Genomic DNA, 26,067 nt, shown 5'->3' on the forward strand with positions numbered 1-26,067 from the left:
TAGAAGTGTATGTTGCGCTGGTCGAAATAAGGCGTACAAGTTTCCCACATGCTGGTGTCGGGATAGAGCCTCTCCAACTGCTGCCAAATGGCTGTTCCTACACCCTTATTTTGGTTTCCCACTTTGACATAGAGAAAGTCAAGATGATTGCGACGTTTATCCTCGCTTATGTTAATGATGGTTCCCCCTACACGTACTCCATCTACAATTGCCTCATAAGCTACAGTACCTGCTGCTTGGAGAGAACGGTCTATATCCCTCTCAGGGAGTACCTTTCTTGAATCTGTGCCGTAATTGTCCTCAAAACCTTTCTGGAATGCTTCCTGCATCTCCAATTTGAAACCATACAACTGATTTCCTTCTATTTGCCTTAACTGTATGTTCATCTTGAATGTTATTTATTGAGCCACTCTTTCAGTAGTGGAGCTCGCTCACGACTACACATCACATCAATATTCTCGTAGCCCCGAAGAAGAATACGGAGCTTCCCTGCAAAGTAAATCTTTACTCCATCAACACTGTCAATATGAACGATATATTGCCGGTTTGCTCGGAAGAAGCGACGGGGATTCAGTTGCCGTTCCAATTCGTCGAGCGACATGGAAAGGCTGTAGAACTTTCCTGAACGCAGATACACCCGTGTGTCCTTATGTTCGGTGCAGATAAAACTCACATCGTTCACATTGACTATCTCGAAGCCATCTTTGTAGGGAATGAGGAAACGCTCACGATACTGATAATTGCCGGCACGCATCTGTCCGACAAGTTCCTTTACCCCCTGCATATCGGAGGGTTTATCCTGATGGCTGTTCCCACGAAGTTTCAGAATACGGTCAAGTGTTTGATGTAATTCTTCTTCTTCAATGGGCTTCATCAGATATGCCAACCCGTTGTATTGAAAGGCTTTGAGGGCATACTCATCGTAAGCGTGGTAAATACCAGACTTGTGGCATCGTCCAACGTGTCGAGTGCATCGAAACTGATGCCATCGCTCAGACGTATGTCAGCAAATACGAGGTCGGGAGCCGCCGGCCCTTGATGGGCTGCAAGCCATTGGCGTGCTTCGGCTACCGACTCCAGCGGTCCCTCTATGGTCATCGTGGGGTCATAGGCCGTGAGCATGCGTCGCAGGCGGTTGTAATTGCGGAATTCGTCTTCTATAATCAGCATTTTCATCGTCACTAAATTTTTATGAGTGGCAGTGTAACCGTGAAATGATGTCCGTCGTTGCAGACGGTGGGCTGTGCATCGGAAAGCAAGCGGTAGCGTTCTCGCAGATTGGAAAGTCCTATCCCGGTCGATTCCACCGCCGAGGAGAGGGGCTGTATGGGATTGCTCACCACTACCTGCTGCCCTTCAATACGGATATTGACCCTAAGCGGGCGAGCCGTGCTGTGGGCATTGTGCTTGATGGCGTTTTCCACCAATAGCTGAACGACCAATGGCGGCACACCGAGTGTCTGCACGGAGGCAATTTCGTCTTGCGAGGGAAACGCCACGTGGATGGCTGTCCCAAAGCGGGTCTCGACCAAGCGGACGTATGAACGGAGCATACGCAGTTCGCTTTCAAGGCTGACCAAGTGGGCATTCATATTGACCAGTTTGTAGCGATAGACCCGCGAAAGATTGTCGAGAAACGCACGTGCCTCATCGCGGCTTTCGTCGATGAGGTCGGCGAGAATGCTGAAGTTGTTGAACAGGAAATGCGGGTCAACCTGTGTTTTGAGTGCCATCAGCGAGTTTTGCAGGTTGATTTCCCTTTGTCGGATATTCTCTATTTCCAACCGGTGTTGTTCTTCTGTTGCCTTCTTATACTTCTCTTGAAAGTAAATGCTGGCGTGAATGCCCGATATGAATGTGGCCACCAGCGAAAAGAGATAAACCGTCTTGATGTACTCTTGCCGAGGCAGTTCGCCCCATATCAGCACCATTCCCTTGGTCAGCAGAATGGCTGCAAGGGTATTTGTGGCAAGCAGCATGACAGCGTAGAGAAACAACTTGGAACGGTAATGGTGCAAGGGCTGGAAAAGGCGGATGAACAGATGGTTGAACAGCAAGGACACGCAGAGGAAAGCCGCCATGACCGCCCCGTCACTCAGAAAGTCGGACAGTGAGTAGGCGGTCTTGAAATCTGCCGTGTCGCCATAGTCCAGCACGCCCCAAAAGGTGAACGAAACCGCAAGGGCTGTCAGCCATAGCGAGGCATAGAGCAAAAGTTGTAACCCCTTTCTTTTCATCGATGCTTGTTTTTTTGATTGCAAAGATAGTCAAAAACCTGCATACAAGGAGCAACAGAATGTCCGAAACGTATAAATCAAGGCTTGAAGCGGTATTCTCCGCTTCGAGCGGCATTTTTTCCGTTTCAGCCATTTAGCCTTTCGCCATTGATGGGAATAGGCGTAACTTTGCTGCCCGAAAATATGTTGTAACAATTAAAAGCGGAAGAAATGAAAGTTAGATACTATGTGGGCGTGGCAGCAGTCCTGATGCTGTCAGCCTGCCAACAAGGGAAAACCTCGGAAGCCACAACCTCTGAACAGAAAACAGCAACCATTATTGTTAAGGCGCAACCTGCCACACTCACTCTGAAATATCCTGCCATATTGCGTGGAGAGCAAGATATCGCCATCTATCCGCAGATAGAAGGAAAGATAGTGAAGGTTTGTGTCGAAGAGGGACAGCGTGTACAACAGGGACAACCACTTTTCGTCATCGACCAAGTGGGCTATCGCGCATCACTGGCCACGGCACAGGCCAATGTTCAGGCAGCACGGGCAAAGGTAGGCGATGCTCGTCTGAGATTGGAGAGCAAGCAACAACTCAAGCAACAAAATGTGGTATCGAACTTCACCGTGGCACAGGCCTCTTATGCCTTGAAAACAGCACAGGCGGAGTTGGCGCAAGCCAAGGCCGAGCGCAACAACGCTGCCAACAACCTGTCTTATACCGTCGTGCGCAGCCCGTCGGACGGTGTGATCGGGACTTTGCCTTATAAGATTGGGTCGCTTGTTTCGCCCACCATGACACAACCACTCACATACGTATCGGACAACGCACGAATGATAGCTTATTTCTCGCTCAACGAACAGCAACTCACCTCCTTGTTCTACCAATACGGCAGCAAGGACAAAGCCTTGAAGAACATGCCAGAGGTACAATGGGAGATGAGCAATAGCCATGTGTACGAACATCGAGGAAAGGTTGCTACTATCAGCGGTATTCTTGACCCACAGACCGGAAGTGTGAGTGTGCGTGCGGCTTTTGCTAATGAAAACAGGCTGCTCATCAGCGGTGCCACAGGTAATGTACTTCTGCCCATTAAGATAGAACGTGCTATCGTCATTCCGCAAACAGCCGTCAGCGAATTGCAGGACAAGATGATTGTCTACCGGATGGTGAACGGACAGTCCAAAATGACGCAGATTAAAGTCTATCCTATCAATGACGGCAAGACCTATATCGTAACGGAAGGCTTGAAAGCAGGGGATAGAATCAAGAAACATTAAAGAATACAAGATTGCAATATGAATCTCAAGATATTTATTCAGCGTCCCATTTTCTCGGCGGTCATCTCCGTGCTCATTGTGCTGATGGGCGTCGTATCGCTCTTCTCCCTTCCCGTGGAGCAATATCCCGACATGGCGCCCCCTACGGTGAACGTGATGACCACTTATCCCGGAGCCAATGCCGAGACCGTCATCAAGAGCGTGATTACACCGCTCGAAGAAGCCATCAACGGTGTGGAAGGCATGACTTATATGACCTCCTCAGCCAGCAATACGGGCGAAGCGAGCATTACAGTGTTCTTCAAAAATGGCATCAATGCCGACATGGCTGCCGTCAATGTACAAAATCGTGTGCAATCGGCTCTTGCCAATATGCCTGCCGAAGTGACGAAACAGGGCGTGATGACCGAGAAGCAACAGAACTCCGAACTGATGACCGTCAGTCTGTACAGCGAGGGCGGGCAATGGGATGAGAACTTCCTCAACAACTATATGAACATCAACGTAGTGCCACGTCTGAAACGCATTTCTGGCGTAGGCAAAGTGATGCTCTATGGCTCCAACTACAACATGCGACTGTGGCTCGATCCAGGAAAGATGGCGCAGTACAAACTCATTCCTGCCGACATCAACAACGCGTTGGCGGCACAGAACATTGAGGCTGCCACCGGGGCTTTCGGCGAGAATCACGACAACACCTATACTTATACGATGAAGTATCGTGGTCGTTTATCCACTCCGGAACAGTTTGGCAACATCGTTATCCGCAGTTTGGACAATGGGGAGATTCTCCGTCTGAAAGATGTGGCAAAAGTGGAAATGGGAAGCGAAACCTACAGTTATACCAATACGCTCAACGGAAAGCCGGCAGCTATTGCCATGATACAGCAACGGGCAGGAAGCAACGCCTCTAAGATTATCAAGGAAATTAAGGGTGAGTTGAAGCAAATGGAGCCACAGTTGCCTGCGGGTATGAAGTTCCAGAACATCAACGATGCCAATCAGTTTCTCAGTGCATCCATGAATGTGGTGGTGCATACGTTGTTCGAGGCTTTGCTACTCGTTGTTCTGGTAGTCTATGTCTTTCTTCAGGATTTGCGCTCCACGCTGATTCCATCGGTAAGTATCATTGTGTCGCTCATCGGTACCTTTGCCTTTATGCAATTGATAGGTTTCAGCATCAACCTCCTTACGCTCTTTGCATTGGTGCTTGCCATCGGAACGGTAGTGGACGATGCCATCATCGTTGTAGAGGGTGTACAGGCCAACTTCGATAAAGGCTATCGCTCGCCATATTTGGCAGCCCGTGATGCAATGGGCAACGTGGGCAAGGCCCTGTTTACGTCTACCATTATCTTTATGGCGGTATTTATTCCCGTCAGCTTGATAGGCGGAACGTCGGGCACTTTCTATCGGCAGTTTGGTCTGACGATGGCTGTTGCCGTCGGCATTTCCGCCGTCAATGCCTTCACACTCTCTCCAGCACTCTGTGCGTTGTTGCTGCGCCCTTATATGGACGAGGACGGACAACAGAAGAACAACTTTGCGGCACGTTTCCGTAGGGCTTTCAATGCGGTATTCGAGGTGATGAGCCGAAAGTATGCGCAGGGAGTCTTGCGCTTTGTCCGTCATAAGTATTGGGCGTTTGCCATCATTGCCGCTGCCAGTGTTCTTTTGTTCGTTTTGATCAAGAGAACGCCAACGGGCATTGTCCCCGATGAGGATATGGGTATGCTCTACATCAACCTCACGACGAAACCGGGCACGTCTCTCCATGAGAATGAGAGAGCCTTGAAGAAATTGGAAGAGAAAATCAAGACCATTCCCGGTGTAGCACATTATGCAGTTACCAATGGCTATTCGTTCACCTCTTCAGGTTCGAATGCAGGAATGATTTTCGCCCCACTGAAAGATTGGAGTGAACGGGGCAAAGACGAGAGCGTGGCTGCCATTACCGGGAAAATTAACGAAGTGGCACACAGCATTCCCGAAGCCAATGTATTGGTGATGGCTCCGTCTATGATTTCGGGATATGGCATGAGCAACGGTTTCGACCTGAATCTGCAAGACCGCACAGGGGGAAGCATTGAGCGTTTCCAACAAGTGAAGGACAAATTCGTAAAGGCTTTGAACAAACAACCCGAGATAGGAATGGCCTATTCGGATTTCAGTGCCGACTATCCTCAATACTGGGTGGATATTGACGCTGCCAAATGCCAGCGAGCCGGCATTACACCGAGCGAGATATTGGAAACGGTGGCGAGCTATTATGGTGGCAGTTATATATCAAACTTCAATCGTTTCTCACGCCTTTACAACGTAACGATGCAGGCAAGTCCCGAGAGCCGTGTAACGAGCGAATCGCTTAACCATATCTTTGTTCGCCTCTCAAACGGTGAGATGGCCGCTGCGTCCACTTTCATGCGCCTCACTCCCACTAAGGGACCACAGAGCTTGAGCCGCTTCAATCTGTTCAGTTCCATCAATATTACGGGAACTCCTGCACCGGGACGGAGCAACGGCGAGTCAATGAAAGCTGTGGAGCGTGTCGCCAAAACACATCTACCATTGGGCTATACCTACGAGTGGGGCGGTCTGAGTCTTGAGGAAAGCCAATCGTCAAGCAACTTTGCGTTGGTATTCCTCCTTAGCGTACTCATTATCTATTTGGTGTTGGCTGCACTTTATGAGAGCTTGGTGCTGCCACTGGCTGTTATCCTCACCGTACCCGTAGGTATCTTGGGTAGTTTTCTGCTGGCACAGGCACTTGGACTTCAGAACGACATCTATATGCAGACGGGTGTCGTTTTGCTCATCGGTTTGCTTTCCAAGACGGGCATTCTTATCACAGAGTATGCCGTGGAGCATCGCAGAGAGGGTATGGGACTGGTACAGGCGGCTTACAGTGCAGCGAAAGACCGCTTTCGTCCCATTCTGATGACTGTACTTGCCATGATTCTGGGTATGTTACCCCTAATGGCGGCTTCAGGTGCAGGAGCCAATGGCAGCCGTTCGCTGGCGAGTGGTGTCGTAGGTGGAATGCTGGCGGGAAGCGTTGCCTTGCTTTTCCTCGTTCCGGCACTGTTCGTAGTGTTCCAGTGGATACAGGAGCATTGGATGCCACACCTCTGATCGACAATAAAGAAATCATTCAAGACAAGTAAGTATGAAAAAGATAATATATGGTATGGGGTTAGTGATTGCCATGGCTTCGTGTGCAACTTTCAAGAACTATGAGGCACAGCAGATAAAGACAGATAACATTGTCAGAAAGGAACTGACCGATAGTGTTACCGTCAGCGATACCACCGCCCTGCTGCACTGGCAGGATTTCTATAAAGACCATCGTCTGCAAACATTCATACGCGAAGGACTGGAGCGAAACAGCGAATTGGAAACGGCACGGCTTCGCACCGAAGAAGCCATCGCATCGCTTCGTGGGGCGCGAGGGTTGCTGCGCCCATCAGCGAGTATAACGGCCGAGAGCAATGTCAGCAGCTTTGAAAGGGCGAAGCCTGACAAGACTTATTCGATAGGTACAAGCATCAGTTGGGAGACCGACATCTTCGGGAAACAACGCAATGCGGTAAAGGGAGCTATGGCGAGCGTAGCAGAGCGTGAGGCTTACCGGCAGTTGGTACAGACACGTCTCATTGCCACCATTGCCCAATCTTATTACACGCTTGAAATGTTGGATGCCAAACGAAAAGTGTTGCAAGAGACCATCGAGAGTTGGCAACAGCAAATTCTCGTCATGCAGGCATTGATGGAGGCAGGAGAGGCAGAGCGTGGCTCCATAGCACAGGCAGAAGCAAGCCGTTATGAGGCACAGACCCTGCTCGAACAAATCGACAGACAACGCTTTGAAACGGAAAGCGCACTCTCGATATTGTTGGGCAGGACATCTGATGCCATCGACCGAGGTTCTTTCTCTACGCAGGATTTCTCTTATCATTTGGTGCATCATCTTCCCATCACCGCCCTTGCTACTCGTCCCGATATGCGTCAGGCTGAAGCTGCTCTCCGCTCTGCTTTCTATCAGGTCAATGTGGCGCGCGGTGCTTTCTATCCTTCGTTGCGCCTGTCCGGAACATTGGGATGGATAAACAATGGCGGTACAGGTATCGTCAATCCCGGAGGAATACTCCTGCAAGCCGTCGCTTCACTGGCACAGCCGCTCTTTGCCAACGGACAGAACCGTGCCAACCTTGCCATTGCCCAATCACAACACAAACAGGCCCTTGTACATTTTTCTCAAACGCTTCTTGAAGCGGGTAACGAAGTGAACAATGCCTTGAAAGCCTATCATGCGGCAAACAATCAGACGCGGCTTCAGCAACTACAGATAGAAAAGTTGCAAGAAGCCGTCAATGCCTCCCACGCTCAAATGCTTTATGGCGATGGCAATACACTTCAAATAATCGTGGCTCGCCAGTCGCTGCTGACTGCCCGGTTGCAACAACTCTCTTCCGAGTATGAACAAATAGAGAGCTATATAATCCTTTTCCGTGCATTGGGAGGAGGATATTAATCCATAGTATATGTATAATCAACAAACAGTATTTGTGGATTTTTTATCACAAATACTGTTTGCAAATAGTATATATTAAAATTATTATTTGTAATTCTCCTCTAACATCTTTTCCAAATCCGAAGCCTTATAGAGGATTTTCCCTGCAAACTGCGTGTAGGGGATAATCCTCCTGTCCCGATAGTCCTGTAAGGTACGGGGACTGATATACAGCCGCTCGCACACTTCCTTACCCGTGAGGAAAAGTTCTCCAGCAAAGAGTGGCTTGTGCGTTTCTGCCACTTCCACAATTCTTTTCCCCACACTTCTTAGTGCCGAGACAACCAGCTGCATCTCGTCGCTTTCCATGTTCAAATCTTTTGCCATTTCCATCATCTACTGTTGTTTTTAGGTTTGTCTGTTCTTGCAAGGAGCAGTTGTTCCACATCCTCACGCTTGTAATAGCACTTGTGCCCGATTTGCGTAGACGGCAGCACGCCTGTATCGCGGTAATGCTGCAAGGTGCGCTTGCTGATATTCAGCAGCCTGCACACATCGCCGTTGTGCAGCCAATCGGTGTGTTTACTCTTTTCTCCGAATGCTTGGTGGCAACATTCAGCAAGGCTCAAGATTTCATCTCGCAGCTTTGCCCAATTGCTTTCTGTAATGACATAATAGTTCATAATCTTATCTTGTTTTATTGTTTGTTGTTTCAGGCTTTTTTCCTGTTTCCTCTGGCAAAGGTAATGACGTATGTACGCCTCTCAAAGCAAGCAGGGGCAGTGGGGAAGTATCGGGAACAATAGGGAAAAGAGCAATCCGTTCCATCGGTTTGTATTTGCGTTTTCCTGCCCCGTCTTTTTCCTTTCATTGCAAAATTAAGATAGGACATTTCTTATTCCATCACTTTTCATTCAACTGGCAGCTTGTGGCGCTATGGCAGGGACAAAAGAGACAGATTGATATTCTCGTCATTACCCAAATGAGGATAATAAGATAAATCAAAGCAAAAGACTGCAATCTGAAAACAAACAACGACATCAATATTTCAGCCAATCTTTTCTTCTTACCATCCGATTTTTGCTTAGTGAGGCGATAAATGCTCTTCTTTTTGACTTGCTTCCCTAAGAATTTCGCCGCAGACTGATGCAACATTATGCAAGACACTTCTGAATGCTTGGAAGTTACGCATTCTCACCCTAACTTCACTCTTGGAAACCAATTCAAGGAAATAATGAAAAGAGAAGCAGATGCAGGCAATATAAACGACAGGCGAAATCACAATCGCAAGAATAGCTCGTCCAAGAACGCAGAGATAGAAACCTACCTATCCATGCACTACGAGTTCAGATACAATACAGTATTGGGCAGAACTGAATACCGAAGTAGGAACAGCGGCATATTTACAAAAGTCGGTCGTTATGAAATCAATACGCTCCGTAGGGAACTCGATTGCGAGGAAGGCATATCGACTTCCTCCGAGAACCTGTATTCCATTATCGAGAGCAGCTTTTCTCCGCGCATCAATCCCATACAGGAATATTTCAAAGGATTGCCGATGATAGATATAGGCGATGATAATAGCTGTGGTGGTTGCAATGGTAGTGTTGTTCTTTCTTCCTTTTCATTGAAAGCTATTTCTGATTTGGCAAACTGTGTGGTTGTCCGTAACTCCAAAAAGTGGCTGCCGTATCTCACCAAATGGCTTGTGGCAGTGGTTGCCAACGCGATGGACGACCGTGAGTGCCGCAACCATACCTGTCTTGTGCTGACAGGCGAGCAGGGCAAGTTCAAGACAACTTTCCTTGATTTGCTCTGTCCGCCGGCATTGCACGGTTACAGTTACACGGGAAAGATATATCCGCAGGAGAAGGACACACTTACCTATATCGGGCAGAATCTTATCGTAAACATTGATGACCAGCTCAAAGCCCTCAACAAACGGGACGAGAACGAACTCAAAAACCTCATCACCTGTCCGATGGTCAAGTACCGTATGCCCTATGACAAGTATGTGGAGGAACATCCTCATTTGGCGAGTTTCGTGGCATCAGTGAACGGTAATGACTTTCTTACAGACCCGACAGGCAGCAGACGTTTTTTGCCCTTTGAGGTCTTGTCTATCGACATCAACAGGGCAAAGGCTATTTCGATGGATAAAGTCTATACAGAAGCCAAAGCCCTGTTAAGGTCAGGTTTCCGCTATTGGTTTGACGATGATGAGATAGCCGAGCTATATAGGGAGAGTGAAGACTTTCAAGTACAGACCGCAGAGATGGAACTTTTGTTGCGTTGCTTTGAAAAGCCGGCGGAGGATGAAAGTTATTCGTTAATGACCACTACGGAGATACTCACCTATTTGGGTATTTATACCCACCAGCCACTTCTTGCCAAACGTATGGGCGAAGCCTTGAAGAAAGCAGGATATATAAAGGTGAGTAAGCGAAGAAACGGTGGAAATCCTATCTATGTCTACAAGATTAGAAAAATCTTGCCATGTCCACTCATTCAAACTTGTAGTAGCCAAATGTAGTAGAATGTGTAGTATATCCACATACTACTAACTGTTGCTGATTATCAATCATTTATATTAAAATAGTATGTAGTAAGAAGAAAGATGGAAAAGTTTGGAAAGGGGAAAATAGAAAAGAGAATTTCATTCAAACAACATTCAAATATCATTCAAACCAACCATTGTCATTCAAACAAAAAATTATTCATTCAATTCAATTAAAACATATCACAATGAAAGAAGAAGATTTATCACTCATCAAGCGATACCCCATTGTGGCGTATCTCGAAAGGAAAGGCATCAAGCCTGTACGCAGGACACCTGCCTATGCCCTGTACCGTTCACCACTTCGTGAAGAAACACATCCAAGTTTCAAGGTGGACACAGAGAAGAACCTCTGGATAGACTATGCCGAAGGCAGGGGTGGAAGCATCATCGACCTCTGTATGCGATTGGAGAACTGCACGCTCTCGGAAGCCATCTGCCGTTTGGGGCAGACCACTTCCTTTGATACAGCGTGCAACAATGTCGAGCCCTCAAAGGAGAAGGCATACAGCAGCAATGGTAGTATCAGACTACCAAAAGAGGAAATGGCAAACGGGGCAAGGAGACTGATAGATGTATCAGACACCTTACCGTCACATTTACAGGAGTATCTTACAAAGGTGCGCTGCATCAACTTGGAAAAGGCGATACCCTTTCTCAAATCCATCAGCTATGAGGTAAGGGGAAGAAGATACGAAGCCATCGGCTTTGCCAACCTCTCTGGCGGCTATGAACTTCGGGACGACAAGACATTCAAAGGAACGATTGCCCCAAAGGACATCACTCCAATATTTGAGAACAAGGCGCAGCCCGTCTGTCTGTTTGAGGGATTTATGGACTTTCTCTCTTTTCTTTCAATGAAAGAAGAAGTGAATAACCAGTGTCTTGTGATGAACTCTGTGAGCAATGTGACAAGGACAGTCGACTATCTGAACGCCCACAATCTAACTCATATCCGTGCTTTCCTTGATAACGACGACGCGGGACGGAGAGCAACACAGGAGCTGATAAAGGCAGGTTTTAAGGTAGAAGATATGTCTGTACATTACGGGGACTTTAAAGACCTCAACGAGTATCATGTTAGCTGTGTTCGTGAGAAAGAGAAGATGAAAGTGCAAGAACAGACAAGGATGTCGGTTACGGAGCAAAATCAAAACAAGAAATCAAAACTAGTCAAACTTAAAATACGATAGAGCAATGAAAAAGATGAAAGCAAGCAGAGAGGAGATAGACCAATCCATAAAAGAGGCGTTCAACATGAACAGGCAGGAAAGTGATGAAAGAGCAGACAGGAAAAGTCTTTCATATTACTTGGGAGAGAAAGACGAGGAGGAAGAACACCCACAGGCAAAAGCTCCATCAAAGGAAACTGATTGCCAAGAAGCAATAGCTTCCGAGTCTGCGCAGCACACAGAGAATGCAACCGTTCAACGGCGTATCAGTGCCAAGATGAGACGGGGAACGCTAGAAGCCTACAAACAGGCTTTTCTTGTTCCTACAAAGTTGAACGACCGAAAGGCGGTGTATCTGAGCAGGGAGACACAGGAACGTGCGGACTTCATCGTACGCAGGTTGGGAGACAAGGGAGCCAACGTGTCAAGCTTCATTGAGAACCTCGTGCGCACGCATTTGGATGAATACGGAGAGGACATAGAAAAATGGAGGAGACTGTAAAGCGCAGGAAAGGGTCGACGGTTTTACTCAAAACCCACGACCTTTTTTAGAGAATACGATAACGGCAATTTACTGAACAGGCAGAACGGTGGGAATGCCACGAACGCAGTTAGACACGGAATGCGGTGCATTCGTTTTCATGCAGAAAAATGCTTTATGTGTAAACAGCGTATTGGGTAGCATTGCAAGACGTCAGTTTGTACCCACAAACTGCGCTTGCTCCCCTTGCTAAGCCATCGGGGAGATTAGACCGTAATCACTCCGTTCTCATCGGTCAGCCAGCAGAAATTAAGCAACAACGAAAAGAGGACTTTTATATGAATAGATACAACAGCAAGACTGCCCGATGGCAGCAACGGGATAAAGAAGAACAGCGGATGAACAAGACGGAGTTCATCAAGGTAAGGTGTACTTTAGAGGAGAAGCAATGTATCAAATCAAGGGCGGAAAGTACGGGGCGGAAGTTCTCCGACTATTGCCGTGAGATGCTCCTTAACGGTGAGGTCGTTTCTGTTCCCAAGATGACCGACAATGAAAAGGAAGCCATAGAAGTGTTGAGACGAACTGCTACTTCTTTATACATATTTCCAACCTTATCAAGGTAAAGGATGATGCGTGGGTACTGATTACTCAAAGCCTTTCCTATTTGGCAAGGGAAGCATTTAAGCGTTTCTTTAATCCCAAATACCGTATTGAGGAAAGGGCAATTAAACTCTTAAATCTGATGGAGAATGATAGGAAAATGTAAGGCAATCGCGCATGGCAGCAATGCACTGGAATATATTTTCAGAGAGGGAAAACTCGATAAGACGCTTCTCTTTCACAATCTCTGCGGCACTACGCCCAAGGAGATTAACGAGGAAATGAAGATGGTCAGCGATTACAACACACGGTGCAGAAACAAGTTCCTGCGTATCGAAATCGGCATTGCACCACAGGACGAGAAAAAGCTGTCTGTATCCGAACTTATGCGGATAGCCCATTTGTTTGCCAAGCGAATGGGACTTGACAACCACCAATGGTTGGCGGTAACGCACAAGGACACCGACAACAGGCACATTCATATCATCGCCAATCGTATCAGCCTGTACGGAGAAGTCTATGATACCACCTTTGTGAGCAACAAGGCAGCGAGGGTAGCGGAGGACATCAGTCGGGAGAAAGGCTTGACTATCGCAAAGGAAGTAAAGGCGAAAAGGCTGCATCAGAATTTAAAAGCCAACCCAACGAGAGAACAAACCAAACAGCAGATACAGCAAATCTGCTATGCCCTACTTGAAAAATACAAAGGCACAGGCATCACAGGGCACTCCATGTTTCTCTATGGCCTTGGCAAGAGTGGAGTAGTCATTGAACGTTTGAAAAACAAGCAGGGCAAGGTCTATGGCTTGAAGTTCTCATGTGCAGAACAATCGTTCAAGGCTTCTGAAATCGGAAGGGAGTTCGGTTACCGTTCCTTGCAGAAGAATTTTGAGATAACCAACAATATAGAACCAAAGAAAGCTACGGCAATAGAAGATGAGCCGGCAAAGAACAAAACTCAATCCCATACAGGTTATCAACTTGTTCCTCCCAGCCGTCGCTATATCTCACCTGCCAACACAAATGAAAGTTCATCTATTGCACAAGCCGTAGGCAATGTGGCAAGTACTGCCATAAATGCAGCCGAAGAAATCATTTCCGGAGCAGGCGGGTTAATCAACCCACAGACACACGGCGAAGACTATGTCGAGACAGCATGGCAGCACAGGCTCAGAAACCAAGCCAAGAAAAAGAAGAAAAGAGGGAGAGGATTGTAACCACTTTTCTCTATTCCCAGTCTCTATCCCAAAACGGAGACAAAGCAAAAGAGAGGAATCTTCATCAAAAACGCTTGTTATTCAAAGCAAATGATTATCTTTGCAAACAGAATAACAAGCGTTCTTTGTTAATGCAGAAACTTGCGACTAAAAGTAATTCGCTCGTTTCCAAATCGTTACCTATTTAGTTCACACAACGAGGTAACTTCTTTATTTTCAATTAGATACATTTTAGGAAATATCTCTGTACCCTGTAAAACAGCCGCTTTTACAATGCAAATAAACTGGTATTGTAACACATTGGTAACAAGAACGTTAAGTGATAGTAATTCTTGTGGAAAATCTTTACATATCACAAACTCTTTTCACCCGTAAAATAAGTTTTCTCTCAATAACTTTCAGCACTTCCCTGAAAGTACTGTCGGCACTTCTTTTCTGTTCCGAATACAAAATAAAAAAAGCCTCAAAGCTGAACTTTGAGGCTTTTAACAATGGGTTTGTACACCCTTAGGGACTCGAACCCTAGACCCACTGATTAAGAGTCAGTTGCTCTACCAACTGAGCTAAGGGTGCATTGAAACGAAACTTGCACTTAAGGTGTACACCCTTAGGGACTCGAACCCTAGACCCACTGATTAAGAGTCAGTTGCTCTACCAACTGAGCTAAGGGTGCATATTTCGTTTTTGCGAGTGCAAAGATAGCAATTTTCCATTAACCGACCAAACAAAATTATCTTTTTTTGGAAATAAATTTATTTACTCTGCCTTACTACCAAACATTCCGAAATATTATAAACAAAGATGTCTGATTGTAAGAAACAAGATGGTTCAGCACCAAGAATAACTGCAAAATATAGACAATGAGAAACGAAAACAGAAATTGAGATTTAGTTCACAGTATTTCTCTTTCAGTGTAAAGTATTCTGCACTTTCAGCACAACGGCTACACGCACAGTACAAAACTTTTGTGTACCGATGTCGTACCTACTTTGCACTGACACAGCAACGGTTTTGCACTGACAAAACATCGTTTCCCTTTATTGCCCAGTAGGTAATAAAAAGGAGTGAAACCCAATAAAAGGTTTCGCTCCTGTATTTGTTTTATGATGTTTTACGGCTTATCGTAAATTGCGTCCGTGGCAATTCTTGAACTTCTTTCCGCTACCGCAAGGGCATGGGTCGTTTGGACGTGGCATCTTTTCAGCCATATATGGTGTACGACGTTGCTGCTGTGCCGTTTCGCGAGTGTCTTGATGAGCGGCAGCTTGCTGATTTTGGTCAATCAAGTCGTCTTTCTTCTCATCGTAACGTTGCGTGCGTTGCTCCGGAGCAGCTTCTTGAATTTCTTCTGCAGGCTGCATATCAGGAATTTGTCCGCGCATCAGAACGCTTGCGGTGCGGTTGTTCATATCGTTAATCATATTGTCCCAAAGTTTCACACTCTCAAGTTTGAAAATGAGCAATGGGTCTTTCTGTTCGTATGAAGCATTCTGCACAGAGTGTCGCAATTCGTCGAGCTGACGCAAGTTCTCCTTCCAGTCATCGTCGATGAGGTGCAGGAGTATGACTTTCTCGAACTGTCTAACCACCGATTTAGCTTCAGAGTCGTAGGCTTCCTTCAAGTTGCAAGGTATATTGTAGACACGCTTGCCATCTGTGATTGGCACCATAATGCGCTCGTACATAGCACCTTGGTTCTCGTAAACCTGCTTAATGATAGGCCATGCCACGGTTTGAATGCGTTCTGTTTTACGTTCAAAGTTCTCGATAGTAGCCTGAAAAGCACGTTCTTCCAATTCTTCCTTACCTGTATTCTCAAATTCAGTTTCGGTGAATGGGCATTCCATTGCCAACACTTTGAGGAACTCTTCTTTGCAACCTTCGTAATCGTTGTTCTCAATGATACTTACACAGCGGTCCCAGATGATGTTTGAAATATCCATACCAATGCGTTCGCCCATCAAAGCGTGGCGACGCTTCTCGTAAATCACGGTACGTTGCTTGTTCATAACGTCGTCGTATTCCAGCAAACGCTTACGAATACCGAAGTTATTCTCCTCCACTTTCTTCTGCGCACGTTCGATACTGTTTGAAATCATAGAGCTTTCGATGCGTTCGCCTTCCTCAAAACCGAGTCTGTCCATGACCTTTGCGATACGTTCAGAACCGAAAAGACGCATCAGTTTGTCTTCCAACGAAACGTAGAAAACAGATGAACCCGGGTCGCCCTGACGTCCTGCACGACCACGCAACTGTCGGTCTACACGGCGACTTTCATGGCGTTCGGTACCGATAATTGCCAAACCACCGGCTTCTTTCACTTCTTGCGAGAGCTTAATGTCGGTACCACGACCTGCCATATTGGTAGCAATGGTAACGGCACCGAGTCCGTTGGTAGAGCGTCCTGCCTCGGCAACAATCTGTGCCTCTTTTAAATGTTGCTTGGCATTCAATACTTGGTGCGGAATTTTGCGCATGCTGAGCATCTTGCTGAGCAACTCACTGATTTCCACCGAGGTAGTACCCACCAAGCAAGGACGCCCGCTGTTGCGCATTTCTTCTATTTCGTCGATTACGGCAGCATATTTTTCGCGAGCCGTTTTGTAGACACGGTCTTCCATATCCTTACGTTGGATAGGACGGTTGGTAGGAATTTCAACAACATCGAGCTTGTAGATGTCCCAAAATTCGCCTGCTTCGGTAGAGGCAGTACCGGTCATACCGGCTAGTTTATGGTACATACGGAAGTAATTCTGCAAAGTAATGGTAGCGAAAGTCTGTGTAGCAGCTTCTACCTTTACGTGTTCCTTGGCTTCCACAGCTTGGTGGAGTCCATCGCTCCAGCGACGACCTTCCATAATACGACCTGTCTGTTCGTCTACGATTTTCACTTCGCCATCGAGAACAACGTATTCATCGTCCTTATTGAACATGGTGTAAGCCTTGAGCAACTGCTGCAACGTGTGAACACGTTCGCTCTGTACACCATAGTTACTCATCATATCGTCTTTCTTGTCGATGTAGGTTTGCTCGTCTATTGCCTTTTCTTCCTTTTCCTTTTCGAGTTGCGAAAGTTCTGTTGTAATATCGGGAAGGACAAACAGCTTATCGTCGTTTACCTCTTTAGCCAACCACGCCGCACCTTTATCGGTAAGGTCGCAAGAGTTCATTTTCTCTTCAGTAACGAAGTAAAGTGGCTCTACTGCCTTTGGCATTTCACGATTATTGTTTGCCATATAGAACTCTTCGGTCTTCAGCATACCCGATTTAATGCCGTCTTCCGACAAGAACTTAATGAGTGCCTTATTCTTTGGCAGTGCCTTGTGCGAACGATAAAGTGCCAAAAAGCCTTCTTCGAGCATTGCCTGACGTTCTTTTTCGTCCTTGCAGTTAGCTGCGCTTGAAATCTTGGTGCGCGCTTCTGCAAGCAGTTCGGTAGCTTGTTTGCGCTGAACTTCAAAAAGTTTCTGCACCAATGGCTGGTATTCTTCAAACATCTGGTCGTCGCCCTTTGGTACAGGACCGCTAATAATAAGAGGTGTACGGGCATCGTCTACCAACACAGAGTCCACCTCATCGACGATAGCATAGTTGTGCTTGCGCTGCACGAGGTCGGCAGGCGATACTGCCATATTGTCGCGAAGGTAGTCGAAACCGAACTCGTTGTTTGTACCGAAAGTTATGTCGGCTTGGTAAGCACGGCGGCGTTCCGGCGAGTTGGCTGATGCTTGTCGATACAATCGACCGACAAACCGTTGAATTCGTACAATGGACCCATCCATTCAGAGTCACGTTTGGCAAGATAATCGTTCACCGTTACCACGTGAACGCCATTTCCTGTCAAAGCGTTGAGGAAAACAGGCAAGGTAGCCACGAGGGTTTTACCTTCACCCGTTGCCATTTCGGCTATCTTACCTTGATGGAGTACCGTACCGCCAAAAAGCTGAACGTCGTAGTGAACCATTTCCCACTTGAGGTCGTTGCCGCCTGCTGTCCAATGGTTGTGGTAGATAGCCTTGTCGCCATCGATGGTTATGAAGTCTTTTCGTGGGTCGGCTGCAAGCTCACGGTCGAAGTCGTTTGCCGTAACAATGGTTTCTTCGTTCTCTGTAAAGCGGCGAGCGGTATCTTTTACGATAGAGAAAGCAATAGGCATAACTTCGTCCAATGCCTTTTCGTAGTTATCCAATGCTTCCTTTTCAAGTTTGTCTATCTTGTTGAAAATATCCTCACGCTCGTCAATTGGTGTATCTTCAATGCTTTCACGGAGCTTTGCTATTTCCTCGCGTTGCTGTTTGCCGGCGTCTTGAACATATTGTTGTATTTCCTTTGTTTTAGCACGCAGGTCGTCGTTGCTAAGTTCCTTGATAGCCGGATAGGCAGCTTTAATTTTATCAACATACGGTTGAATGAGTTTCATATCGCGTGTTGATTTGTCTCCAAATAGAGACTTCATTAATTTTGTGAAGTTCATTTTAATGTCTGTATTTCAGCGGACGTGCTTGTTTGTCATTAATTTAATCTGTTATAAGTCCACTGTGTGAATATTGTTTTATTTTCTCGCTGTAATTGGTTACACTTATCAAAGCGTATTTATGAGATAAAACGACTCGGTGCACGTATTAATATAGCCGAATTGACCGAGGGATTCGGCAAATAGCTTGATATTGTTTTTCGAGGTTTTCCTAATTTTCCTACGTTGAGTACAGCTTTCCGTCTCTCAAACAAAGCAAGACGTGTGGCTGCAGGCTTGTTTTCTTCTTCCTTTGAAATATTCTTGTAGGCTTCGATAATCGACAGTATGTCAGTCTCTACACCCTTCAATTCAAGATGATTGCAAAACTCTTCCAAGGTAGAATTGCCCATTGCCGCCTTCAGCGCAGACTGGTATGTCTGTGCTTCTACGCCTGTTGCTGCTAACACTACGAGCAGTGCGGTAATGTATTTATTCATCATTTTGCTTTGTTTTCTATTGTCTTTACATAGACATTTTTAATCAACCATCGATGGAAGATACAATTGAATAGCAAGAATAGTGCCACAATTAACACCGGAACAGGAATTTTTTGGAAAAAGCCACCGATAAATCCAATTATGATTGACACTTCCCAAGCTGTCCACCACCAATGGTTCTGCTTGTGTCTGATACTCTTTACAACCGAAGGAATGAGGAACAATGCCAACGGATTGAACAAAAATATTATCATATTGAGGCTTACAGAGGGGTGATGAGAGAATATCATAATGAAAAGTAGAAGTCCTATGATACTTGAAACAGCCATCAGCAGAATGTCCCAGCCCCATAAAGCCATTTTCTTTTTATACTCTATGAGCAATATGGAAATAGCAAGAACGGCGAATACAATTGCAACTTGAAAGGGTGAAATAAAGATACTTTCCTCTCCTGAAGGTTTGTTCGGTTGCAAGATAACCGATGTCTGCTTCACCAAAGGCTGTCCGTTGTGTATTGCATTTGCGATGTATTTGCGTAGGTTATCAGGTAAAAACAGTTTCTGTTCTTCTGTTTTAACGGGCAAATCGGCAGTTACACCTAATAATATATCTTCGCCAAACTGCGTCCAAGCATCGTTCTTGTTCCATTCGTGTATCATTTCACGAAATGAAGGCAGGGGTTTTGTATTTTCAGAGATATATTTAGTGCTACCGCTTAAATGGTCGAGAAGCATATGTTGTGCTCTTGTGGTGCAATTGTCGTAAAAGAAATTGTATCTATACACAACATTCTCGGGAAGCAAATTCTTTTTTAAAGCAAGATAAATCTTATACTTTTCCTCCTTGGTAAGGTTCAATACCTGTTCAACAATGCCCCTACCCTCGTGTGAATATACGAAAAGCATCTCTTCCATTGTAGATATGCCAATACTATAATCGGTCAATCCCAATACGAAACGAGGAATAAAATAAGATTGCTCAAACGAAAATACGCCATAATTTACAACAAGGTCGTTACCGTTTGCAACATCGTTATAGCGTATGGCTGTGTGCCCGTATTGCGCCCACACTTCATTGCCGGGCGTACAAGTTAAAAGAGATATTTCGACAGAGTCCGAATAGGTCAATAATTCCGATTTTGCAGCCAGTGGCAAAACTGATAGCAAAATGCAGACAACTATATATCGAACGAGCTTTTTCATTTGTTTGGCAAAGGTAATGAAAAACTGTGATACCGCAAAGAAACCTTATTAAAAATCAAAATAGTATATAGAATTTCTATGTTATCATTTTTTTTTAATAACTTTGCACTGTTTATATTTTTTGAAATTACAAACAAATGAAGAAAATACTCACAGCAGTCCTCTGCGTAGCCTTAGCAATTACGGCAATGGCACAGAGTGCACTAATTCTCCATATAGTCAATTTGGATTAGGAACATTGTCTCCACAGTCGTCAAGCTTCAATCGCAGCATGAACGGATTGGCATACGGTTTCCACGAACACAACCAAATAAACTTTCAAAACCCTGCTTCATACTCAGCCTTGGATTCGCTTTCGTTTATATTCGATGCAGGTGTAAGTTTGCAAATGACCAACTTTGAGGAGAATGGGCGCAAGAAGAATGCCAACAATGGCAATATAGAATATATCAACGCAGCCTTTCAGGCTTTTAAGCACGTAGGTGTCAGCTTCGGTTTGATGCCTTATACAAATGTAGGATACAGTTATACAAACCGCAGTAATGTAAACCCCATTCCCAATCCATCGTTGCCGGAGCCTACATATTCTAATACTTTCACAGGAACAGGTAGTATAAGACAGGCTTATTTTGGGCTTGGTTGGGAGCCATTTAAAGGACTTGCCATCGGTGCGAACGTTGCTTACCTTTGGGGAGACTTGGAACGTACTGTCGTAAATAGTTACAGCGACTCGTATATAAACACGCTGTCGAAAACTTATACATACGAAGTTAAAAGCTATAAAGTTGATTTCGGCTTGCAATATACGCAGAAACTTTCTAAAAAGAATGCCATTACTTTGGGCTTGACCTATTCTTTAGGACACAAGCTCAACTCTGATGCAGTGTGCAACATTATATCCAAGAACTCGCAGACTGCTGTGAATGACACAACAAACTATGCAATAAAAGACGCTTTGAGGCTGCCTCACGTTTTCGGTGTAGGCTTGATGTGGAACCACAACAACCGCCTGAAGTTGGGAGTAGACTATCAGTTACAGAAGTGGGCAGATATTAAAATGCCACAGTTCAACGTTGTCAATGATAAAGCAAGCTACACGCTTGAGGGAGGACAACTTAAAGATATGCAAAAGCTGACATTGGGTGGCGAATACTGCAAAGGCGAACGCTATCGCAATTTCTTCAGCCAGTTGCACTACCGTGCAGGTGTAAGCTATTCTACACCTTATATAATAATAAACAAGCAAGATGGTCCAAAAGAAATATCTGCAAGCGTTGGATTAGGCATTCCTATCGCAAACAACTATAACCACAGGAGCTTGCTCAACATCGGTGTAGAATGGGTGAACAGAAATGCCACAGGTTTGATAAAAGAAAATATGTTCCGCATCAATGTAGGTCTTACTTTCAACGAACGCTGGTTCGCTAAGTTTAAGGTACGATAAAACCTGTTATACTTGCAATATGAAACAAAGCAAACTTTTCATCTCTTGCATGATAATTGCTTTATGTGTCATACCCTTTTTGGCTTCATGCAGCGAAAAACGTGGAAATACAGCCCCTGCCATACACGAGCGCGATTCTGTTCCTATCATGACAACATACGGTGTCAATACGTTGATTTCCGACTCAGGGGTCATCAAGTATCGTATTATTGCCGAAGAATGGGAAGTGAACGAAGTTAAGAACCCTTCACGGTGGACTTTCAACAAGGGTTTATTACTTACACAGTTCGACCTTAAAAAGCACATTGTGGGATTTATGCAGTGCGACACGGCCATCTATTACGACAAAGAACGCCGTTGGGAACTTCACGGACACGTGCAGATAGTTACCGCAAAGAAGGTGAAATTTTATAGCAGCGAACTATTTTGGGACGAACGAAACCACGAAATATGGTCGCGCAAGTATTCACGTATAAAAACTCCTGACAAGGTTTTGGAAGGCAACTGGTTCAAGAGCGATGAGCAAATGACGGTCTATGAAATACGACAAACGAAAGGTTGGGGTATATTCAACGAGCGGGAACTTGTACCAAACAGCGACGGAGCAGTGTCGATGCCGCCTGCGCCGACAGACACAATGGCTCACAAGAACTTACAAGGAGTAGTATTAAATCGATAAGGAGAAACATTGAATATTAGTTTAATAATAGGAATTTTAGTGTCATTGACATTGTCTGCATTCTTTTCAGGAATGGAGATAGCTTTCGTTTCAAGCAACAGAATGCTTGCAGAAATGGACAAAGAAAAGAATGGCTTTGCACAAAGATGCCTGCAAATATTTTATCACAACCCCAACGGCTTTGTTTCAACAATGCTCGTAGGTAACAATATCGTGTTGGTTTTGTATGGAATATTGTTTGCCGACATCTTCAACGCCACACTCTTCCTGTCATTTTCACCCATCACGCAGGTTGCCTTAAACACCATTCTTTCAACCATTATCGTTGTATTTACAGGCGAATTTATTCCGAAAGTATTGTTTAAAAGCAGTCCCAACGCGCTGCTGTCTTTCTTTGCCCCACTCGCTTATCTGTTCTTCATCGTATTATGGCCCATCAGTCGTTTCTCTACTTTTATATCGCGCATCATGTTAAGAACCATAGGCGTGAAAGTTGATGAAGTGAAAAACGATGGTACTTTCACTAAAGTAGATTTAGATTACCTGCTCCAAAGTTCCATCGAGAACGCAAAAGACGATGGAAAGTTGGAAGAGGAAGTAAAGATATTCCAGAACGCATTAGAGTTTACCGACACGAAAGTAAAGGACTGTATGGTGCCTCGTACAGAAATAAAAGCTGTTGATATAACCTGTCCCGTTGCCGAATTACAACAGAAATTCATTGAAAGCGGGAACTCCAAGATTGTTGTCTACAAAGACGACATCGACCATATAGAGGGTTATATCCACTCTTCCGAAATGTTCAAGAACCCACAAGTGTGGCACGACCATATCCGAAAGATGCCTTTTGTGCCCGAAACAATGACAGCCCAAAAGCTGATGCATACCTTCCTGCAACAGAAAAAGAGCCTTGGCGTGGTTGTCGATGAGTTTGGCGGAACCAGTGGAATTGTTTCGTTGGAGGATATTGTAGAGGAAATATTCGGCGATATTGAAGACGAACACGACAATGCAAAGTACATTGCAAAGAAAATTGCAGACAACGAATACATTCTCTCCGCTCGTTTAGAGATAGAAAAGGTAAATGATATGTTCGATTTGGACTTACCGGAAAGCGATGACTATATGACCATAAGCGGCTTTATACTGCACGAATACCAGAGCTTTCCTAAATTAAACGAATTAATTAAAATAGGGAAATATGAATTTAAAATAATCAAGAATACAATGACAAAAATAGAACTTGTGAAACTAAAAGTTAGCGTTTAGCGCATTTTCTTCGGTAATTATTATTTTAATTATCTTTTTATTTGTATTTTTGTACGCAATTTTTGCACTGATAAAGAAATAAATCAAAAATAAATAAAATAAAAAAAATGGCAGCATTAGGAAAAATCAGACGCAGAGGCATCACGCTGATTGTTATAATCGGCTTGGGTCTTTTTGCATTTATTGCTGAAGAGGCTTTCCGTTCTTGTAACGGTATCAAAGGCGAAGCACGACAACAAGTGGGCGAAGTCTTGGGAGAAAAAATCAACGTGCAAGACTTTCAGAAGCTCGTTGATGAGTATCAAGACGCCATCAAGTTCACAATGCAACGCGACAACTTGTCAGAGAGCGAACTCAATCAGGTAAAAGACCAAGTTTGGCAGCAGCTGGTAACAAACCACGTACTTGAAGCTGATGCAAAGAAAGTTGGCTTGACTGTTACCGAACAAGAATTGCAAAACGTTCTCAACGAAGGTACAGACCCAATGTTATCTCAAACTCCTTTCATCAACCAGCAGACAGGACGCTTCGACGTAAACGCATTGAAGCAGTTCATCGATGCCTACAACAAGGCAAAGACTGCAAATCCGCAGCAGGCTGAACAAATGAAGACAGCCTACAACTATTGGATGTTTGTAGAAAAGAACCTCCGTTCACAGCTCTTAGGTCAGAAGTTCCAAGCACTTTATGCAAGCTGCGTTCTTTCTAACAAGGCTGAAGCTAAACTTGCTTTCAACGACGAGAACGAAGAAGCGCAGGTGCAGTTGGCTTCAATGGCATACACTTCTGTGAAAGATGCTGACGTGAAATACACCGACGAAGACTTGAAGGCTAAGTACGAAGAACTGAAGCCAATGTTCCGTCAGACCATCGAAACCCGCGATGTGAAGTATGTAGACTTCCAAATTTTGGCAAGCCAAGCCGACCGCAACGCTATTGTAAAGGAAATGAACGCTTACCAACAGCAACTGGCAACAGCAGCCGACCCGGCACTTGTTATCAGCAAAAGCGGCAGCCAAATACCTTACATCGGCTTGCCGGTAAGCAGCAATGCTTATCAGGCATATTCTGACATTGCAGGCAAGATTGACTCTTTGAACGTTGGAACAACAAACGTTACAGAAAATAAGGAAGATAACACATTGAATATTATCCGTGTTCTAAGCAAGGAACAGTTACCGGACTCTGTTCAGTTCCGCCAAATCCAAGTTGCTGCAGCAACAAAGGAACAATCTGCTGCAAAGGCAGACTCAATCCAAAAGGCATTGGCAGGTGGTGCAGACTTTGAAGCAATTGCCAAGCGTTACGGCCAAACAGGCGAAAAGGTATGGTTCACAGGTCAGCAATACGAACACGCTACAACCATGAACCAAGACAACCGCCAGTACATCACAGCCATTATGAATGGCGAAGTAAACGGTGTTCAGAACTTGGCACTTACACAAGGCAACGTAATTCTTCAGGTGCTCGACAAAAAAGCGATGAAGACAAAGACCAATGCTGCAATTATCAAGAAAGCCATCGACTTCTCTAAGGAAACCCGCAGTGCAGCTTTCAACAAATTCTCTGAATACGTTGCAAAGGGCACAACACTTGCCGAATTGGAAAAGAACGCAGCAAAATATGGCTACAAGGTACAAGAAAACAAGAACGTAACCACTGCCGAACACTATCTTGCAGGCGTTCACGCTACTCGCGATGCCTTGAAATGGATATTCGAAGCTAAGGAAGGCGATGTTTCTCCACTTTACGAATGTGGCGACAACGACCACTTTATGGTGGTAGCATTGACAAAGATTCACCCACAAGGCTATCGCCCATGGGACGACGCCGAAGTAAAGGAAATCTTAAAGCGCGAAGTTATCAAAGATAAGAAAGCAGAACAGTTTATATCTAAGCTCAATGGCGTGAACACCATCGCCGCAGCGCAAGCCAAAGGTGCCAAGGTTAGCGAAGTAAACCAAATCACTTTCGCTGCTCCGGCCTTTGTTCAAGCTACCGGTGCTACCGAGCCGGCACTCTCAGGAGCAGTTGCAGCAACAGCCGCAGGCAAGTTCTCTAAGAAACCGGTTAAAGGTAATGCAGGCGTATATGTATTCCAAGTAGTGAAGAAAGCAATGCGCGCAGGCGTTAAGTACGAAGAAGCAAAGCAGATGCAAATGTGCATGCAGCAAAATATGCAGGTTGCAAGCAGTTTCATACAAGACTTAGTATTGAACGCAAAGGTAGTAGACAATCGCTACTTGTTCTTCTAAGAACATAAATTTACACATTATATATAAGGTGGATTTGCTTGTCAAGTCCATCTTATTTTATATCATCATTTCACAACTACCGACAAGTGGCTTTCCTTTTTTATTTCAATGCATATAATTGAAATTAGCCACAGTTTTGTAAAGAAAACTCCCTTAAGATTTACCAGCCCCTACAACAAGGCAGCAAGGAAAGGCAAAGGTTGTGTGTTCGCGAAGAAG

18 protein-coding genes, 2 tRNA genes and 3 pseudogenes are annotated in these 26,067 nt (G+C 45.1%); 12 read left to right on the forward strand and 11 right to left on the reverse strand.

All coding sequences use genetic code 11. The features are described 5' to 3' along the window. The 4 genes from JCM15124_RS03550 to JCM15124_RS03560 all read right to left on the reverse strand — a co-directional run. A partial coding sequence (locus tag JCM15124_RS03550; RefSeq protein WP_024998330.1) for a GNAT family N-acetyltransferase occupies positions 1-386 on the reverse strand: 386 nt, incomplete at its 3' end. 8 nt (positions 387-394) lie between these two features. Further along, positions 395-874, reverse strand: a complete 480-nt coding sequence (locus JCM15124_RS14515; protein WP_051527349.1) for a LytR/AlgR family response regulator transcription factor — start codon at positions 872-874, stop codon at positions 395-397. Further along, positions 874-1,176 (reverse strand): LytR/AlgR family response regulator transcription factor, encoded by a 303-nt coding sequence (locus JCM15124_RS14520; protein ID WP_051527350.1) that lies wholly within the window; start codon positions 1,174-1,176, stop codon positions 874-876. The genes JCM15124_RS14515 and JCM15124_RS14520 overlap by 1 nt, the downstream gene beginning before the upstream one ends. A 5-nt stretch (positions 1,177-1,181) precedes the next feature. Beyond that, positions 1,182-2,237, reverse strand: coding sequence for a sensor histidine kinase (locus JCM15124_RS03560; RefSeq protein WP_024998331.1), 1,056 nt, complete (start codon positions 2,235-2,237; stop codon positions 1,182-1,184). Between the two features lie 210 nt (positions 2,238-2,447). Here JCM15124_RS03560 and JCM15124_RS03565 point away from each other — a divergent pair, with 210 nt between their 5' ends. The 3 genes from JCM15124_RS03565 to JCM15124_RS03575 are packed head-to-tail and all read left to right on the forward strand — an operon-like array spanning position 2,448 to position 8,037. Beyond that, complete coding sequence (locus JCM15124_RS03565; RefSeq protein WP_024998332.1) at positions 2,448-3,506, forward strand: efflux RND transporter periplasmic adaptor subunit; 1,059 nt, start codon at positions 2,448-2,450, stop codon at positions 3,504-3,506. An 18-nt stretch (positions 3,507-3,524) separates the two neighbouring features. Continuing rightward, positions 3,525-6,638, forward strand: a complete 3,114-nt coding sequence (locus JCM15124_RS03570) for an efflux RND transporter permease subunit (RefSeq protein ID WP_024998333.1) — start codon at positions 3,525-3,527, stop codon at positions 6,636-6,638. A 34-nt stretch (positions 6,639-6,672) separates the two neighbouring features. Next, complete coding sequence (locus tag JCM15124_RS03575) at positions 6,673-8,037, forward strand: efflux transporter outer membrane subunit (RefSeq protein ID WP_024998334.1); 1,365 nt, start codon at positions 6,673-6,675, stop codon at positions 8,035-8,037. Positions 8,038-8,121: 84 nt separating this feature from the next. Here JCM15124_RS03575 and JCM15124_RS03580 read toward each other — a convergent pair whose 3' ends face one another. After that, positions 8,122-8,412 carry a helix-turn-helix domain-containing protein gene (locus tag JCM15124_RS03580; RefSeq protein WP_024998335.1) on the reverse strand — a complete coding sequence of 97 codons (291 nt, stop codon included), beginning with the start codon at positions 8,410-8,412 and terminating at the stop codon, positions 8,122-8,124. Continuing rightward, positions 8,409-8,699, reverse strand: coding sequence for a helix-turn-helix domain-containing protein (locus tag JCM15124_RS03585; RefSeq protein WP_024998336.1), 291 nt, complete (start codon positions 8,697-8,699; stop codon positions 8,409-8,411). The genes JCM15124_RS03580 and JCM15124_RS03585 overlap by 4 nt, the downstream gene beginning before the upstream one ends. Positions 8,700-9,250: 551 nt before the next feature. On the opposite strand from JCM15124_RS03585, the gene JCM15124_RS03595 reads away from it, so the two are divergent. The 5 genes and pseudogenes from JCM15124_RS03595 to JCM15124_RS03615 all read left to right on the forward strand — a co-directional run bounded on the left by JCM15124_RS03595 (position 9,251) and on the right by JCM15124_RS03615 (position 14,046). After that, the gene (locus JCM15124_RS03595) at positions 9,251-10,549 is read left to right on the forward strand and encodes a virulence-associated E family protein (RefSeq protein ID WP_024998338.1); all 1,299 of its coding nucleotides are present in this window, start codon (positions 9,251-9,253) and stop codon (positions 10,547-10,549) included. A 212-nt stretch (positions 10,550-10,761) separates the two neighbouring features. Further along, entirely contained in the window at positions 10,762-11,766 is a 1,005-nt protein-coding gene (locus JCM15124_RS03600) for a toprim domain-containing protein (protein WP_024998339.1), read from the forward strand. Between the two features lie 4 nt (positions 11,767-11,770). Next, entirely contained in the window at positions 11,771-12,247 is a 477-nt protein-coding gene (locus tag JCM15124_RS03605; protein WP_024998340.1) for a DUF3408 domain-containing protein, read from the forward strand. A gap of 317 nt (positions 12,248-12,564) precedes the next feature. Then, a pseudogene (locus tag JCM15124_RS13070) lies at positions 12,565-12,995 on the forward strand (plasmid mobilization protein). After that, complete coding sequence (locus tag JCM15124_RS03615; RefSeq protein WP_024998341.1) at positions 12,979-14,046, forward strand: relaxase/mobilization nuclease domain-containing protein; 1,068 nt, start codon at positions 12,979-12,981, stop codon at positions 14,044-14,046. The pseudogene JCM15124_RS13070 and the gene JCM15124_RS03615 overlap by 17 nt, the downstream one beginning before the upstream one ends. A gap of 500 nt (positions 14,047-14,546) precedes the next feature. On the opposite strand, the gene JCM15124_RS03620 is transcribed toward JCM15124_RS03615, so the two are convergent. The 5 genes and pseudogenes from JCM15124_RS03620 to JCM15124_RS03640 form a co-directional block, all read right to left on the reverse strand. Continuing rightward, positions 14,547-14,619, reverse strand: a tRNA-Lys gene (locus tag JCM15124_RS03620). A 27-nt stretch (positions 14,620-14,646) separates the two neighbouring features. Next, positions 14,647-14,719 (reverse strand) — tRNA-Lys (locus JCM15124_RS03625). A gap of 445 nt (positions 14,720-15,164) precedes the next feature. Beyond that, positions 15,165-18,520 (reverse strand): annotated as a pseudogene (secA, locus tag JCM15124_RS13075) (preprotein translocase subunit SecA). A 119-nt stretch (positions 18,521-18,639) separates the two neighbouring features. Then, the gene (locus JCM15124_RS03635; protein ID WP_036884997.1) at positions 18,640-19,002 is read right to left on the reverse strand and encodes a hypothetical protein; all 363 of its coding nucleotides are present in this window, start codon (positions 19,000-19,002) and stop codon (positions 18,640-18,642) included. Then, positions 18,999-20,201: an Lnb N-terminal periplasmic domain-containing protein gene (locus tag JCM15124_RS03640; protein ID WP_024998343.1), complete on the reverse strand. Its 1,203-nt coding sequence runs from the start codon at positions 20,199-20,201 to the stop codon at positions 18,999-19,001. The genes JCM15124_RS03635 and JCM15124_RS03640 overlap by 4 nt, the downstream gene beginning before the upstream one ends. Before the next feature lie 137 nt (positions 20,202-20,338). Here JCM15124_RS03640 and bamG point away from each other — a divergent pair. The 4 genes and pseudogenes from bamG (at position 20,339) to JCM15124_RS03660 (ending at position 25,848) form a co-directional block, all read left to right on the forward strand. Further along, a pseudogene (gene bamG, locus JCM15124_RS13080) lies at positions 20,339-21,645 on the forward strand (BamG family beta-barrel-assembly machinery protein). 19 nt (positions 21,646-21,664) lie between these two features. Beyond that, on the forward strand, positions 21,665-22,324 hold the full coding sequence (gene lptC / locus JCM15124_RS03650; protein ID WP_024998344.1) for an LPS export ABC transporter periplasmic protein LptC: 660 nt from the start codon (positions 21,665-21,667) through the stop codon (positions 22,322-22,324). Positions 22,325-22,333: 9 nt separating this feature from the next. Next, positions 22,334-23,593 carry a hemolysin family protein gene (locus JCM15124_RS03655; RefSeq protein ID WP_024998345.1) on the forward strand — a complete coding sequence of 420 codons (1,260 nt, stop codon included), beginning with the start codon at positions 22,334-22,336 and terminating at the stop codon, positions 23,591-23,593. 107 nt (positions 23,594-23,700) lie between these two features. After that, positions 23,701-25,848: a peptidylprolyl isomerase gene (locus JCM15124_RS03660; RefSeq protein ID WP_024998346.1), complete on the forward strand. Its 2,148-nt coding sequence runs from the start codon at positions 23,701-23,703 to the stop codon at positions 25,846-25,848. Positions 25,849-26,067: the final 219 nt, after the last annotated feature.

This window comes from Prevotella falsenii DSM 22864 = JCM 15124, from assembly GCF_000613945.1.
Taxonomy (GTDB): Bacteria; Bacteroidota; Bacteroidia; order Bacteroidales; family Bacteroidaceae; genus Prevotella; species Prevotella falsenii.